General features: G+C 66.7%; 12 protein-coding genes. 7 read left to right on the top strand and 5 right to left on the bottom strand.

Features of this window, described 5'->3' with window-relative positions; all coding sequences use genetic code 11:
• Nucleotides 1-235 precede the first annotated feature (235 nt).
• The 4 genes from ABZV91_RS02930 (at nucleotide 236) to ABZV91_RS02915 (ending at nucleotide 7,271) form a co-directional block, all read left to right on the top strand.
• Complete coding sequence (locus tag ABZV91_RS02930) at nucleotides 236-1,378, top strand: RNA-guided endonuclease TnpB family protein (RefSeq protein ID WP_355234405.1); 1,143 nt, start codon at nucleotides 236-238, stop codon at nucleotides 1,376-1,378.
• A 19-nt stretch (nucleotides 1,379-1,397) separates the two neighbouring features.
• Nucleotides 1,398-3,479, top strand: coding sequence for a galactan 5-O-arabinofuranosyltransferase (locus tag ABZV91_RS02925; protein WP_355234402.1), 2,082 nt, complete (start codon nucleotides 1,398-1,400; stop codon nucleotides 3,477-3,479).
• A gap of 187 nt (nucleotides 3,480-3,666) precedes the next feature.
• Nucleotides 3,667-6,987 carry an arabinosyltransferase domain-containing protein gene (locus ABZV91_RS02920; protein ID WP_355234399.1) on the top strand — a complete coding sequence of 1,107 codons (3,321 nt, stop codon included), beginning with the start codon at nucleotides 3,667-3,669 and terminating at the stop codon, nucleotides 6,985-6,987.
• Nucleotides 6,988-7,109: 122 nt separating this feature from the next.
• On the top strand, nucleotides 7,110-7,271 hold the full coding sequence (locus ABZV91_RS02915; protein WP_169333235.1) for a hypothetical protein: 162 nt from the start codon (nucleotides 7,110-7,112) through the stop codon (nucleotides 7,269-7,271).
• 165 nt (nucleotides 7,272-7,436) lie between these two features.
• On the opposite strand, the gene ABZV91_RS02910 is transcribed toward ABZV91_RS02915, so the two are convergent.
• Nucleotides 7,437-8,216, bottom strand: a complete 780-nt coding sequence (locus ABZV91_RS02910; RefSeq protein WP_355234396.1) for a decaprenylphospho-beta-D-erythro-pentofuranosid-2-ulose 2-reductase — start codon at nucleotides 8,214-8,216, stop codon at nucleotides 7,437-7,439.
• On the bottom strand, nucleotides 8,213-9,694 hold the full coding sequence (locus ABZV91_RS02905) for an FAD-binding oxidoreductase (RefSeq protein ID WP_355234394.1): 1,482 nt from the start codon (nucleotides 9,692-9,694) through the stop codon (nucleotides 8,213-8,215). The genes ABZV91_RS02910 and ABZV91_RS02905 overlap by 4 nt, the downstream gene beginning before the upstream one ends.
• Nucleotides 9,695-10,273: 579 nt before the next feature.
• Between ABZV91_RS02905 and ABZV91_RS02900 the strand changes: the two genes are divergently transcribed.
• Nucleotides 10,274-10,702: a GtrA family protein gene (locus ABZV91_RS02900; protein ID WP_355234459.1), complete on the top strand. Its 429-nt coding sequence runs from the start codon at nucleotides 10,274-10,276 to the stop codon at nucleotides 10,700-10,702.
• A gap of 111 nt (nucleotides 10,703-10,813) precedes the next feature.
• On the opposite strand, the gene ABZV91_RS02895 is transcribed toward ABZV91_RS02900, so the two are convergent.
• Nucleotides 10,814-11,311, bottom strand: a complete 498-nt coding sequence (locus ABZV91_RS02895; protein WP_355234456.1) for a hypothetical protein — start codon at nucleotides 11,309-11,311, stop codon at nucleotides 10,814-10,816.
• A gap of 285 nt (nucleotides 11,312-11,596) precedes the next feature.
• On the opposite strand from ABZV91_RS02895, the gene ABZV91_RS02890 reads away from it, so the two are divergent.
• Nucleotides 11,597-12,154, top strand: a complete 558-nt coding sequence (locus tag ABZV91_RS02890) for a DUF4282 domain-containing protein (protein ID WP_355234391.1) — start codon at nucleotides 11,597-11,599, stop codon at nucleotides 12,152-12,154.
• Between the two features lie 125 nt (nucleotides 12,155-12,279).
• Here the strand turns inward: ABZV91_RS02890 and rfbC are convergent, their stop codons facing one another.
• Both rfbC and rfbA read right to left on the bottom strand, forming a co-directional pair.
• Nucleotides 12,280-12,834, bottom strand: a complete 555-nt coding sequence (gene rfbC / locus ABZV91_RS02885; protein ID WP_355234389.1) for a dTDP-4-dehydrorhamnose 3,5-epimerase — start codon at nucleotides 12,832-12,834, stop codon at nucleotides 12,280-12,282.
• An 8-nt stretch (nucleotides 12,835-12,842) separates the two neighbouring features.
• Nucleotides 12,843-13,715: a glucose-1-phosphate thymidylyltransferase RfbA gene (gene rfbA, locus ABZV91_RS02880; protein ID WP_355234386.1), complete on the bottom strand. Its 873-nt coding sequence runs from the start codon at nucleotides 13,713-13,715 to the stop codon at nucleotides 12,843-12,845.
• 553 nt (nucleotides 13,716-14,268) lie between these two features.
• Between rfbA and ABZV91_RS02875 the strand changes: the two genes are divergently transcribed.
• The gene (locus ABZV91_RS02875) at nucleotides 14,269-15,309 is read left to right on the top strand and encodes a carboxylate--amine ligase (protein WP_355234453.1); all 1,041 of its coding nucleotides are present in this window, start codon (nucleotides 14,269-14,271) and stop codon (nucleotides 15,307-15,309) included.
• Nucleotides 15,310-15,337 lie beyond the last annotated feature (28 nt).

Raw genomic sequence — 15,337 nt, 5'->3', positions numbered from 1 at the left:
TGCCGCGATCTGGCACAACCACACGATCGGCGCACCGGTCACCCGGTCACTGATCGCCTACGACCATTGACCAGGGTTTGGACTTACTCGTCTAGGCTGACCGACGCCCAGTAGGTGGATCGGGAGCCGGAGGTAAGTACGCCGATGACCGGGAAACGTAGCGTCCAAGCCCGGTCCCTCAGTGCCGGGTCAGCGCGTCAAGTTGATGGCAAACTAATGCACTACCATGTCATCCATGGGAGGGCGGGTGATCAAGCGGGCATACAAGTACCGCTTCTATCCGACTCCCGAGCAAGCCGACCAGCTCGCACGCACCTTCGGTTGTGTCCGCTACGTCTACAATCGGGCGTTGGCGGAACGTTCCCGGGCGTGGACGCAGGAGCAGCGCCGCATTTCGTATGCCGAGTCGGACAAGATGCTCACCGGCTGGAAACGCGACCCCGAAACCGAATGGCTCACCGAGCCGTCGAAGGGTCCGTTGCAGGCGGCGCTGCGGAATCTACAAGCCGCCTACGACAAGTTCTGGCGCAAACGCAGCGGGTATCCGCGATTCAAGAAGAAAGGCCGGTCGACAGATTCGGCTACCTACTTCTCGAACTGTTTCACCTACCGCAATGGTGCGATCACGCTTGCCAAACAGGTCGAACCGCTGGATATCCGCTGGTCTCGGCCGTTGTCGGAGGGCGCGCGACCGTCGCAGGTGACGGTGTCGAGGGATCGCGCGGGCCGTTATCACATCTCGATCCTGGTCGAGGACATGATCGCCGAACACACGCCGACCGATGCGACGCTGGGCGTGGATGCGGGAATAACGTCGCTGTACACGCTCTCGACCGGGGAGAAGGTCTCCAATCCCCGGCACGAGCGCAAAGACCGCGCCCGGCTGGCGAAAGCGCAGCGGGTGCTGTCGCGGAAACAGAAGGGTTCGGCGAACCGGGCCAAGGCCCGGTGGAAACTCGCCCGGGTTCATGCGCGGATTGGCGATCGTCGCCGCGATCATCTGCACAAGCTCTCGACTCGATTGGTGCGCGAAAACCAAGTGATCGCCATCGAGGATCTGAGTGTGCGGAACATGGTTCGCAATCGTTGTCTGGCGCGGGCGATCTCGGATGCGTCGTGGTCGCAGTTCCGGTCGATGCTGGAGTACAAGGCGGACTGGTATGGGCGCACCGTGGTTGCGGTCGACCGGTTCTACCCGTCGTCCAAAACGTGTTCGGTGTGCGGGCGGATCAACGATTCCATGCCGTTGCACGTCCGCGAGTGGCAGTGCCCGTGCGGGGCTTTTCACGATCGCGACGTGAACGCCGCGAAGAACATATGTGCCGCCGGGCTGGCGGTGCTCGCCTGCGGAGATGGTGTGAGACCGTCCCGCAGTTGATGCGGGAAGGCGACTGTCGATGAAACAGGAACACTCTGTCGCGAGGCAGGGAATCCCCGTCCTTCGGGGCGGGGAGGAAGTCAAGACGAGTCGCGGCGCGCGGTTGGTGCGTCAGGTCGGGGCCGGAGTCGGCGAAGCGGTGCTCGCGACGGTGGTCGCGGTGGTGGTGGTCGCCGTCGGGCTGGTCGCGTTCTCCCTGGTGCAGTGGCCCGCGTTCAATTCCTCCAATGTCGTGCGGGCACTGACCACTGTCGGTCAGGTGGGAGCCGCGGCGCTGATCGCGGGTTCCATCGCCCTGCTGCGACTGCGGCGTTCGCGGTGGCTCGCGAAACTGCTGTCCTGGACGGGCATCTCGGCGTTCGTCACGGTCACTCTCGGGATGCCGCTGGCGGCCACCAAGCTGTACCTGTTCGGGATCTCGGTGGACCAGGAATTCCGGACCGAATACCTGACCCGGCTCACCGACAGCGCCGCGTTGCGCGATATGACCTACGCCGATCTGCCGCCGTTCTATCCGGCCGGGTGGTTCTGGATCGGCGGCCGGGTGGCGAATGTGCTGGGTATGGATGGCTGGGAGGTGTTCAAGCCGTACGCGATCGGTTCGATCGCGGTGGCCGCGGTCGTGTCGCTGGTGCTGTGGACCCAGCTGATCCGCGCGGATTGGGCGGTGGGGGTCACCAGCGCGGTGACGGCGGTGGCCGTCACCTATGCCGCGCCGGAGGCCTACGGCGCGGTGATCGCGATTCTGCTACCGCCGGTGCTGGTGATGGCCTGGGGCGCCCTGTACCGGCCCGCCGAGCTCACCGGCGCCGGGGCGAAGACCGGGGACGGAGGCGAGCCGGAAAGCGGCGGTCGCACCGCGGGCGGCTGGGGCGCGGTCCTGGGTACCGGGTTGTTCCTGGGGCTCGCCGCCGCCTGCTACACGCTGTATTTCGCATTCGCCGTGTTCACTGTCGTACTCATGGCGGTTGTCGCCGCGGGGCTCGGGGTGCGGGCGCGTTACGTCGCGCGGACACCGCGCCGGATCGCGGCGCATACCGGGGAGTCGCATGCACCGGTCGGTAGCGCCGGGCGGGCGATCGGCGCCCCGCTGCTGCGGCTGATCGTGATGGGCCTGATCGCCGCGCTGATCGCGCTACCGGTGTTCCTGCCGTTCCTGGCCCGGATGCTGGATCGGCCGAAACTACAGTCCGGTGGCGCGTTCCACTACCTGCCCGAGGCCGGGTCCGAACTGCCGTTTCCCATGGCGCATTTCTCGCTGCTCGGGGCGCTGTGCCTGATCGGAACCATCTGGCTGGTGATGCGCGCGAGTTCCTCCCGGCGCGCCCAGTCGCTGGGCCTCGGCGTGGTCGCGGTGTACCTGTGGTCGTTGTTGTCGATGCTGGCCACCGCGGCCGGGTCGACACTGCTGTCGTTCCGGCTGGAACCGGTGCTGCTGGTCCTGCTGGCGGCCGCTGGCGGCTTCGGGTTCGTCGAGGGCGCACGGGCGATGTACCAGGCGCTCAACGAACCGGCGCGGTTCCGCTGGGTGGCCATCGTGCTGGCCACGGTGGGCGCGCTCGCCTACGCCCAGGACATCCCCCATGTCCTGGCCCCGGAGATCACCACCGCCTACACCGATACCGACGGGGACGGCCGGCGGGCCGACCAGCGCGACCCCTCCGCGGTCCGGCACTACCACAACATCGACGACGCCCTGCGGGCCCAGACCGGCCGCGAACCCTCGGACACGGTGGTGCTCACCGGCGACACCACCTTCCTCGCCTACTATCCGTACTTCGGTTTCCAGGGCATGACCTCACATTACGCCAATCCACTGGCCGATTACGCGGATAGATCCGCGGCGATCGAGCAGTGGAGTGAAAAGGACACACCGGACGAACTTCTCGCCGCGCTGGCCGCGGCACCGTGGCGGGCGCCCGACGCGTTCCTGTTCCGCCGCAGTGGCGACGAGTACACCCTGCGGCTGGCCGCCGACGTGTACCCGAACGATCCCAATGTCCGTCGCTACACCGTCGCGTTCCCCGCGGCATTGTTCGACGACCCGCGGTTCACCGTGACCGATATCGGCCCGTTCACCCTGGTCGTCGTCGAGCGCTGAGCACAGTCGCCGCTCGGCCGCCACCGCGGCGGCCGGGCGCGCCGACGCTCCCGCGAGACGGTGACCCGTTGCTTAGGCCGCTCGGACACGCCACCGCCCGCGCCGGCCGCGCGGTCTGCGGGTGAGGTCCGCCCCGCGGCGCCTATTAGAGTCGAGCCCCGTGCGACCGGACCGATCTCCTCGAGCGTTGAACCGTATCCGTCTGCTGGCCCTGGTATCCGGGCTACTCGGATTCGTGCTGGCCGTCGCGGCGCCGCTGCTGCCGGTGCGCCAGGACAGTACCGCCCTGGACTGGCCGCAGGCCGGTGCGGCCAGTGTCGAGGCGCCGCTGGTGAGTTATCAGCCGTTGCGGCTGGACCTCAGCGTGCCGTGCCCGGTGCTGAACACCGCCGAGGGCACGGTGGTGGAGACGGTGCCCGACGGTTCGGGCCAGTCGTCGGCGCGCGGGCTGCGGGTCACGGTGACCGGCGACACAGTGTCGGTGGTGCTGCGCGATGTGCCGCTGCTGTCCGCCGAGCGCGCCGAACTGGGCGGCTGCCAGGCCCTCACCGCCACCTCGTCGGCCACTGTGACCACCGCGGAACTGACCGGAACCACCCGGGCCGACGGCACACCGTTCCGCGCGGAGGTCGGCCGGGACATCCGCCCGCAAGTGGTCGGAGTATTCACCGACCTGTCGCAGGGGCAGCTCGACGGACTCCGGTTGCACGCCGATATCGACTCGCGTTTCACCTCGTCCCCGACTCCGCTCAAGCTGGCCGCGATCGTCGGCGCGGCGGTGTTCACGGTGCTCGCCCTGATCGCGCTGCATCTGCTCGACACCACCGACGGCCGCCGCGCCCGCCGTTTCCTGCCCGCGCACTGGTGGCGCTTCCGGCTCGCCGACGGCGCGGTGCTCGGCGTCCTCGTCGCCTGGCACATCATCGGTGCCAACACCTCCGACGACGGTTACATCCTGAACATGGCCCGGGCCTCGGACCGAGCCGGCTATCTGGCGAACTACTACCGCTGGTTCGGGGTGCCGGAAGCGCCGTTCGGCTGGTCCTATGAGGTACTCGCCTGGATGACGCGGATCTCGGAGTCGAGTCCGTGGATGCGGCTGCCCACCCTGCTGGCCGGGATCGTGTGCTGGCTGGTGATCAGCCGGGAGGTGCTGCCCCGGCTGGGCGCGCGGGTCCGGGGCAACCAGATCGCCCTGTGGACGGCGGGCCTGGTCTTCCTGGCGTTCTGGCTGCCCTACGACAACGGTCTGCGTCCGGAACCGCTGATCGCGGCCGGTGCGCTGCTCACCTGGTGTTCGATCGAACGGGGGATCGCCACCGCGCGGCTGCTGCCCGCCGCGATCGCGGTACTGATCGCGGCCTTCTCACTGGCCGCCGGGCCCACCGGGCTCATCTGCATCGCCGCGCTGATCGCCGGTTCCCGGCCGGTACTCCAGATCATCATCGCGCGCGCCCGAGGCGGCGCTTCCCGGGCGCGGTCGCTGTGGCGCTACGCGAGCCTGATCCTGCCGGGCCTGGCCGCCGGAACCCTGGTGCTGGTGGTGATCTTCGCCGATCAGACCCTGGCCACGGTGATGGAGGCCACCCGCGTCCGTACCGCGGTCGGACCGAATGTGGCCTGGTTCGACGAGCGCACCCGCTGGGATTCGCTGCTCATGCTCTCCCCGGACGGTTCGCTGGCGCGGCGGTTCGGAGTCCTGCTCATGCTGCTCTGCCTGCTGGTGTGCGTTCTGCAGGTGCTGCGCAAGGGCCGGATCCCCGGGACCTCGCGCGGCCCATCGGTGCGGATCCTGGGCATCGTGTTCGCCTCGCTGCTGCTGATGATGTTCACGCCTACCAAATGGACCCATCACTTCGGCGTCTACGCGGGTCTGGCGGGTTCGCTGGCCGCGCTGGCCGCGGTCGCGGTGGGCACCAACGGTATCCGGGCCCCGCGCAATCGCGCGCTGTTCGCCGCCGCCGTGCTGTTCCTGCTGGCGATCACGTTCACCGGCTCCAACGGCTGGTGGTACGTGTCCAGTTACGGTGTCCCGTGGTGGGACAAGGCGCCGCTGGTCGCCGGTAAAGGCTTGTCCACCCTGTTCCTCGGACTCAGCGTGCTCGCCCTGCTCACCGCGTTGTGGTTGCACTACCGGATGCCGTACCTCCGTGGTGCGGGGCCCGTCTCGGTTCTGGAGCGACGGAGCGAGGGAGCGCAGCGACCGAGCGGAGGAGTGAAGAACCGAGACCGAGGGGGCCCCGCACCCGCGGCGCCGAAGGCGGCGCAGTATTACACCGCGCCGCTCACCGTGGCGGCGGCGTTGCTGGTGCTCTTCGAGATCGCGTCGCTGACCAAGGCCGCCGTCGGCCAATACCCGGCCTACTCCGTCGCGAAGTCGAATATCCGTGCGCTGGCCGGTGATCCGTGCGGGCTCGCCGACGATGTGCTGGTGGAGACGAATACCGCCGATTCGCTGCTGCTGCCCTACCAGGGCGACCCGGCCGACGGCCTGATCTCCACCGACCCCGAGGCGCGGACCGTCGGATTCACCCCGGACGGGGTGGCCGAGGATCTGACCGCCGACGCCGAGGAAACCACCTCCGGCGGTGCGAACTCCGTCGAATCCGATACCGAGAACAAGACCACCGACACCACCGGCGCCGGGACCGGTGGCGGTAAGTCCGTGCAGGCCGGTATCAACGGTTCCACGGTGACGCTGCCGTTCGGTCTCGATCCGGCCCGGACCCCGGTGCTGGGCAGCTACACGACCGGTGACCAGCGGCAGGCGAAGCTCACCACCGGCTGGTACCGCCTGGATCTCACCGACGAGATGCGTGCCGATCCCGCCTACCGGGTGCTCGCCCTCACCGCGGCGGGCCGGATCAGATCGGTGGACGCCGACGGAGTGCTCACCTACGGCCAGGACCTCACGGTGGAGTACGGCACCCGCGCCGCCGACGGCACCATGACCGTGCTCGGTGCGGTGACACCGCTGGATATCGGCCCCAATCCGTCCTGGCGCAATCTGCGGGTACCCCTGGATCAGTTGCCCCGCGAGGTGAACGCGGTCCGGCTGGTGGCCGTCGACAACGACATCACGGCCCGGCAGTGGCTGGCCGTCACGCCGCCGCGGCTGCCGCGCCTGGCCACGCTGGATTCCGTTGTGGGGCATACCGACCCGGTCCTGCTGGACTGGCACGTCGGGCTGGCCTTCGGCTGCCAGCGGCCGTTCGACCACAGCCACGGCATCGCGGAGGTACCGCGCTGGCGGATCCTGCCCGACCGCGTCGGTTCCGATGCCTCCAACGCGTGGCAGGACCATATCGGCGGCGGCCCGCTGGGCTGGACCGAGCTACTGCTGGAAGCCGATTCGGTGGCGACCTATCTGTCCGACGACTGGGCCCGGGACTGGGGTTCACTGGAACGATTCGCGCCGTACCGGCCCGACGCCGTACCCGCCGAAACGACCGTCACCGAGGAGGTCCGAGGCGGTATGAGCACCGACGATCCGATCAAGGTGAGTTGAACGAGGTTGCGCTACATCGAGACTCGTCTATCAAGTGGCATGGCTCACATATCGGTTTATTTCCATGTGAGGGAATTGCCGAACGGATGACGAACGTCGGCACGGCCCGTAGGCTTGTTCGCATGACTTCGGCCTTCGACGATATGGAACTGCGCGATCTCGTCGGCTTGCTCACCGATGAGGAGCAAAAGGAACTACGACCGTCGGTACTGCGCGTCCTCGGGCGCCTGCCGTCCCAGGAGGTGCTGCGCCGCGAGCTGGGCCAGCGTATGACCCGCGTGTGACAGCGGTGGCGGCCACCGCACTCGGGTGGCCCGCCGGAAGTACCGAATACGACGAGGGCCGTCGCACACCGGATCGAATCCGGCAGCGACGGCCCTCGAACAATTGTGCCGATACGAGTCGGCTCACCGTCCTGCCCGCTGATACGGCAGGACGGCTCGGGCGGACTAGACGGGGAGCCTGCGGAAGATCGGCCGCGGGATATGGCGCAGGATCATCATCACGTACCGGAACGCGCCCGGCGCCCAGATGAGCTCCTTGCCCTTCTCCGAGGCCTCCACCGCCAGCGCGGCGACCTCTTCCTTGTCGACCGTGAACGGCGCTTCCTTGGCGCCGGTGGCCTTCCAGTGCTCGATCGTGGTGGTGGTGCGCACCTGACCCGGCCGGACCACCAGGACCCGGGGGCCGTGCGGGCGCAGCGCCTCGCCGAGGCCCAGATAGAAACCGTCCAGCCCGGCCTTGGTCGAACCGTAGACGAAGTTGGAGCGGCGCACCCGCTCGCCGGCCGCCGAGGACATGGCGATGATCCGGCCGAAGCCCTGCGCCTTCATCTTGTCGCCGGTCAGCACGCCGACCGAGACCGCGGCGGTGTAGTTGATCTGCGCGATCTGCACCGCTTTGCGCTGGTCCTGCCACAATTCCTCGGCATTGCCGAGCAGTCCGAACGCGACGATGGCGACATCGACGTCCCCGTCCGCGAAGGCCTGGTCGACGACCTTCGGGTGGCTGTCGGTGTCGAGGGCGTCGAAATCGATCACATCGACCTGGCTCGCGCCTGCGGCCTTGGTCTGCGCCACCGCGGTATCCCGTAGCGGATCGCCCGGCAGGGCGGCCAGGATCACCCGGGCCGGCCCCTTCTTCAGGTACTCCGCGACGATCGCGAGGCCGATTTCCGAGGTCCCGCCGAACAGCAGAATGGACTGCGGATTGCCTACCGCGTTGATCACTGAAGCTCCAGCCTTCTCGCCATATCGGACATGAAAACGCCTGTCGGGTCGACGCTGCGGCGGATCTTGATCCACTCGTCGATCCGGGGATACATCTGATGGAAGTTCTCGGCGGTCGTGCGCGAGTCCTTACCGGTGTAGAGCCGGCCACCGAATTCCAGTACCCGCCGGTCCAGTTCGGTGACGAAGTCGTTGAGACCGGGCGCGATCGGGAAGTCCAGGCACACGTTCCAGCCCGGCATGGGGAAGCTCAGCGGCGCCTGGTTGCCCTCGCCGAAATACTTGAACACATTCAGGAACGAGTAGTGCCCGCTCGCCTGGATATCGATGAGGATCTGCTTGAACTCCTCGACCGCCTCCGGCGGTACCACGAACTGGTACTGCAGGAAGCCCCGCGACCCGTAGGCCCGGTTCCATTCGCCGAGCATGTCGAGGGGGTGGTAGAAGGCCGTCAGGTTCTGCGGCTTCTGCCGGTAGGTGGCGCCCTTGCGGTACCAGATCTCGGTGGCGAGGGTGAACGTCTTGTTGTTGAGCAGACCGTTGGGGAACACATCGGGGAACGTCAGGAACGTCTTCCCGGTGAAGCCCAGCGGGTTCTTGCGCAGTTTCTTCGGCAGCTGATCCAGCTTGGCCAGCGAACCCCGCGAGATCACCGCCCGGCCCAGCTTGGGCATCGGGCTGAGCGCGTCGAACCAGGCCGAGCTGTACTCGTAGTTGTCCTCGGAACCGTCGCTGTGGAATGCGATGGTCTCGTCGAGACCGGAGGTCACATCGCCGTCGGCGATGAAGTACGCGGTCTCGGTCGGTGTCATCTCGATGGTCGCACGCAGGATGATGCCGGTGAGACCGCAGCCGCCGATGGTGGCCCAGAACAGTTTGGCGTTCTTCTTCGGGCCGATGGTCTGCACCTCACCGTCGGCGGTGAGCAGCTGGATGGACCGCACATGGTTGCCGAAGCTGCCCGCGCTGTGATGGTTCTTACCGTGGATATCGGAGCCGATGGCGCCGCCGACGGTGACCTGCCGGGTGCCCGGCAGGACCGGGACCCACAGGCCGAACGGGAGCGCGGCCTTCATCAGCTGGTCGAGCGTGACACCGCCGTCGACATCCACCAGCCGGGTGTCCTGATCGATGCGGTGGATCTTGTTCAGGGCGGTCATATCGATGACCAGCCCGCCCGCGTTCTGCGCGTTGTCGCCGTAGGAGCGGCCGAGCCCGCGGGCGATCACACCACGCCGCAGATGCTCTGGTTTGCCGTCGTTCTCCTCGGCGACCAGGGCGACCGCGCGGGCGATGAGTTCGGGGTCGCTCGTCGAGAGCACTTCGGCGGTGGTCGCCGCCGTACGGGCCCACCCGGTGAGCGTCCGGGTTCGCGTGGGTAGCGTGAACCCCGTACCGGCGTTATCTGGATCGCCGGTCGGCGGGGTCTCGGTACCGGACGCCTGAGTCGAGGTCGGAGCTTTCGTGGACATCGGCATAGAGGCTACAGGCTGTATCCATTTGCGGCGCCTTCGGCGCCGCGGGGTCGGGGCCCTGTGACCCCGGTTCTTCACTCCTCCGTTCGGTCGCTGCGCTCCCTCACTCCGTCGCTCCAGAACCGGGGGCGGGCCCCGACCAGGAAGGGGACCATCCGGAGTAGAGGAGAGGTGTGCGGGGACTCGCGCTGGGTCGGCCTGGGTGAGGTTCACGGCTCTGTAAGTGCTCGATGGCCACAGTTCTATGGATGGCCGACCGCTTGTGGTCGGCCGGCTGCGTGGGCTCCGGTGCCGGGTGCGCCTCGATCACGGATGTGGGCTCTCCGCAGAAGATGGAAGGTGTGCGGGGACTCGCGCCTGGGTCGGCCTGGGTGGGTTCGCGGCTCTGTAAGTGCTCAACGGCCACAGTTCTATGGATGGCCGACCGCACACCGCACACCGCACCCGCGGGCCCGCAGGTGCCTCCGGACAAGTACATTTCCGTCGGTGGGCCCTGAAAGCAATGCAGTGAGCCGGAGCCCCCGGGTGACGCCCGGCGGCACCGGAGATGTTTCCGTCCCGGCCGAGGAGCCGGCCGTCACCGTGCGGGAACCGGACGATGCCGTACCCGAGAGCGCGCAGATCGGCCTGGTGACCCAGCTGGTGCGGTTCGCCGTCACCGGGGCGCTGTCGGCCGTGGTCGACTTCGGGCTCTACGTGCTGCTGCTCGAGGTGGTGGGTCTGCCGGTGAACCCGGCCAAGGCGATCGGTTTCATCGCCGGCACCACGACCGCGTATCTGATCAACCGCCGGTGGACCTTCAACGCGGCCCCGAGCCGGGCCCGTTTCATCGCGGTGGTGGTCCTGTACGCCCTCACCTTCTGTGTCCAGGTGGGTATCAACTGGGTCTTCTACCACGCCTTCGACGAGGGTCTGTGGTGGCGCGTCCCGCTGGCCTATGTGATCGCGCAGGGCACGGCCACGGTCATCAATTTCGTGGTGCAGCGACTGATCATCTTCCGGATCCGCTGATTCGACCGAGCACACCAGTGATCCCCGGAAGTCGGTGACTTCCGGGGATCACTGCTTTCGTTTCCTGTTGTCGTCGGGTCCGGTCGATGCCGCTGTGTCGCGGCCGGCGCCTCAGGCGCAGGCGACGCTGGCCAGCCGCTGCGGCCGACGGGCGCGTACGGAACGCACCGCGGCGCCGATCGCGACCACCGGCGGGATCCAGCGAGCCTCTTCCGGGCTCACGCCCCAGCTGGCCGAACCGGCCGAGAGGTGGGTGGGCGGCAGCGGGATGCCGTCACCGTCGGTGTGCACGACCGCACCGGCGGCCCGCAGCGCTTCGACGGCACGTCCGGCCTTGCGCATCCCGGTGACCAGATGGATCTCGCGGCGCTCGGCGCCCGGGATCTCGATCACCGGACCGGTCAGGTTGTTCGAGCGCAGATAGCGGCGGACCGACGCGGCCAACTCCCCGGTGACCTCGATGGCGGAAAGGTCTGCGTCGGTGATCAGGCACAGGCCGTTGGTCGTTTCGGCGACCGTCCAGCCACGCTGGGCGTAATCCCGCGCGGCAGCGGACTTGGCGGCCGCCGAGACGGAAGTCGGAAACGTCGTACGCACTGTCATCTCCATTCCCCGGTATAGATAAGCTCCGGCTTTCATGGGTCGTATCGGTGCCGGGTGCCCGGGGCGTTACGCCGTTCCAGGGATTTTTTTCGACTGTCGGCTTCCTCTCATTTGTGGCAGCAGTCGACATCCACTGGTACAGGACGATCGTCGGGATCCTGGTTGGCTTCGCGTACGCAATCCGGGAAGGATTCCGTTATGGCCAGCGAGGCAGCGGACGAATCCCCGAGAACCGGTCCGGCGGCGGCCGGAGCACCTGAGCCGGCGGTTCCTCCCGCAGCCGGCGCGGGAGTGAGACCGCCGGAGGAGGACGATACTGCGGATTCGCCTGGTCGGCGAATCCGGCGGAAGCTCAGTTGGCGCGCCGACGCCGCGCAACGGTTCGCCGACGCGGCCGCCGCCGAGGCGGACGACACCCACCGCGGAGGCGGTGATCGGGCGGGAACGGCCCGGCGCTGGGGCGCCGACGCGGCCCGCGGACTCCTGGATGTGCAGTTCCGCCGGCCCGCCACCAGAACGCTGTTGCCGCTGGTCTACCTGCTCGGACTGGCTTTCGCGGTGGCCGTTCCGGTGGTACTCACCGTGCTGGCCTGGCGGATCTCGGCGTTGCTCGGGGTCCTGGCGGCCCTGCTGGCACTGCCGTTCGCGCTGACGATCGCCGCCGCGGTGCGGCTCTTCCTGGAGTTCCTGGTGAACGCCTCCCGGCTGGCGACCCGGGTCGAGCACATCAGCGACCTCGCCGACGATCTTTTCCAGGTGCTCTCCGAGGTGGCCGAGCCGGTCAATCAGCTCTCCGAGGATGTGCGGGCGGTGCAGTTCTGGCGTTTCCGCCGTGGGTCGCGAAAATAACGCCGCTACTCGCGTGATAGCGCCGAATTAATGCAGTAGGGCAAATCACTGCTGCCGAATGGCCGAATAACTCGCCGTCTTCCGAAATGGATCGACCGGGACGCCCGGTCGCGCGTTCGGGTATTTCAGCGGTCGCGCAGCCGGGGTGCCGCAGCGTCCTTCGGGGAGCGTAGATAGGTGAGCCGCCGACCGTCGCGCCCGGTCTCCGGCCAGTCGATGGCCAGGTCCGGATCGAACGCGTCCAGATCGTGGTCGTGCTCGGGGCTGTACTCGAGTGAGCACAGATAGGTGAGGACCGAATCGTCCTGCAGGGACAGCACAGCGTGCCCGAGCCCCTCGGACAGGAATACCGACCGGCGGTCGAGATCGTCGAGCACCACACTGTCCCAGCGGCCGAAGCTCGGGGAGCCGGGCCGCAGATCGACGACGACGTCGAGGAACGCGCCGCGTCCGCAGGTCACGTATTTGGCCTGACCCGGTGGATCGTCGGTGTAATGGATGCCACGCAGGACGCCGGCGGCCGAGATCGAGGTGTTGACCTGGAGCAGATCGAGGGACCGGCCGGTGGCCTTCTCGAACTCCGAGGCCCGGAAGGTCTCGGCGAAGGCGCCCCGGTCGTCGCCGTGGATTCTCGGTGTGAAAACCCAGGCGCCGGGGACCGACATCTCACTGATCCGCATCTACCCACTCACCAACTTCGTCCGTGCCCGAGTAGATCGAGCAGGTACTTACCGTAACCGGAGCGGGTGAGCGGGTCGGCGAGCAGGCACAGCTGCTCGTCGTCGATGAAGCCCATCCGCCACGCGACCTCTTCGGGCACTCCGATCTTGAGGCCCTGCCGCTCCTCGATGGTGCGGACGTAGTTGGCCGCGTCCAACAGCGAGTCGAAGGTGCCGGTGTCCAGCCAGGCGGTACCGCGGGCCAGTACATCGACGCTGAGCCTGCCCGCTTCCAGATAGGCCCGGTTGATATCGCTGATCTCGTATTCGCCGCGGCCGGAGGGACGCAGTCCGCGCGCGATCTCCACCACGTCGTTGTCGTAGAAATACAGCCCCGGCACCGCGTAGTTGGACCGCGGCAGCTCGGGTTTCTCCTCGATGGAGATCGCCTTGCCGTCGGCGAACTCGACCACGCCGTAGGCGGTCGGGTCGGATACCCGGTAGGCGAAGATGGCGCCGCCGTCGATCTCGGCGAACCGGCTGAGGCTGGTGCCGAGGCCGGGGCCGTGGAAGATGTTGTCGCCCAGCACCAGTGCGGCCGGCTCGCCGCCGATATGGTCGGCGCCCAGCACGAACGCCCGGGCCAGACCGTCGGGCACCGGCTGCACGACGTAGTCGATCGCGATGCCGAACTGGGTGCCGTCACCCAGTAGGCGCCTGAAGGATTCGGCGTCCTCGGGTGTGGTGATCACCAGGATGTCCCGGATCCCGGCCAGCATGAGAGTCGACAGCGGGTAGTAGACCATCGGTTTGTCGTAGACCGGGACCAGCTGTTTGCTCACCCCGCGCGTGATCGGATGCAAACGCGACCCGGTGCCGCCCGCCAGAATGATTCCGCGCATGGTCGGTGAGTGTGCCAGCCCGCGGGTCCGCGGCTGCGTGCGGCGGTACTTCCCCGCGTCGTCGAGCAGTACGGTGCGGTGCCGGATCCCGGGGTGGGCGCGGGGATCCCGCGCGCGGAAGGACCTGTCCGGTACGCCGAGGCGTCGTTTGACGGCCGGCCTTACTGGGTATCCACCGACAATGAGGGCGATACAGGGATCCGAGCCGGATCCGTCTCGATATTTTTGTTGAGAATTCGGTCGAGTATCAGCCCGAGTTCTGTGCCGGTGCGGTTCGCGTGCACGGCTGTGATATTGCGCCCTCGAGATCTGATAGGTGCGAAATGGGATTGAGAGGGGAGAGGCATTGTCGGTTTCGGCTGTGAACTCTGGAAATCGAAACCCGGACAAGGGGTATGTAGCGCTGCTGGGGTGGAGTCTCGGTGCGGTCGAGGCCATCGACCGATTCGATCGAAGGTACGTGGTGGTTGCCCCGGAATGGGCGGAACAATACTGTGCCGAGCACGAGATACCATATATTCTCTGGAATTTCGAGAGGTTGAACGACCGCTCGGTGGAGATCGCCGAGACATTGCGGGATATGGGTGTGGACGTCGCCATACCGATTTTCGAGGAAACTGTCGAGTGGGCGGGGGCGATCAATTCTGTCCTGATGGACAACCCGCGTCTTTTCGGCCAGGCCATGCTGCTGCGTGACAAGGCCCTCATGAAGCGGCGCGCACAGCTCGGCGGTATCAGGGTGGGCATTTTCGAGGAGGCGCACGAGCGCGACGACGTGTTCCGTTTCCTGAAACGGGTCAATCAGACACTGATGAAACTCGACGGCGATCCGAACGATCCCATTCACATCAAGGCGTTCGACAAGGCCGGATGTCTCGGGCACCGGGTGATCCGGACGCCGGACGAGATCGAGACCATCCCGGACGACGAGTTCCCGGTGCTCATGGAATCGCATCTCGATGGGTGGGAATTCGCGGTGGAGGCGTGGATCCACGACGGGAAGATCCGGTTCCTGAACATTTCGGAATATGTGACACTAGGATATTCTGTTTTTGTTCCGGCGACGCCGGAACTGGAGCGGTATCGGCCGGAGATAACCCGCCAGGTGGAACGACTGATAAAAACTTTCGATATCGAATTCGGTTTCGTTCATCCCGAATACTTCGTCACGAGCGACGGTGAGATGTACTTCGGCGAGGTCGCCTATCGTCCGCCCGGATTCAAAGTTTTCGAGCTGCTGGAGCGGGCGTACGGATTCAATGCCTATCATGCGCTGGTACTCGCATTCGACCCCAAGACGACGGAAGAGGAGATAACGGCGTTCTTTCCGGAGGAGGTGGTCGACGCCAAGGGGCACGCGGGCACCTTCGGTGTCTATCCGCGCCGCCGGGTGGTCAGCAGATTGTCGGTGCCGGAGGAGACCGAAGATCACGAATATTTCGATTCCCACGAGCTCACCGCGCCATTGATGGAAAAAGTGATGAAACGTACGGCTTTCGGGAACCATTGGGGCCTTCTGTACTTCTTCGGAGAGGACCCGTACACTCTCCGGGACCTGTTGAAAAAGCAGGAAGAGCTCGATTTCTATATCTGATCCGTTGTCGGCAACGGGTTTGTCGGAA

The organism is Nocardia sp. NPDC004568 (assembly GCF_040609955.1).
GTDB lineage: Bacteria > Actinomycetota > Actinomycetes > Mycobacteriales > Mycobacteriaceae > Nocardia.
The sequence above is the reverse complement of the archived record's forward strand: the minus strand, read 5'-3'. Positions and strand labels throughout refer to the sequence as shown.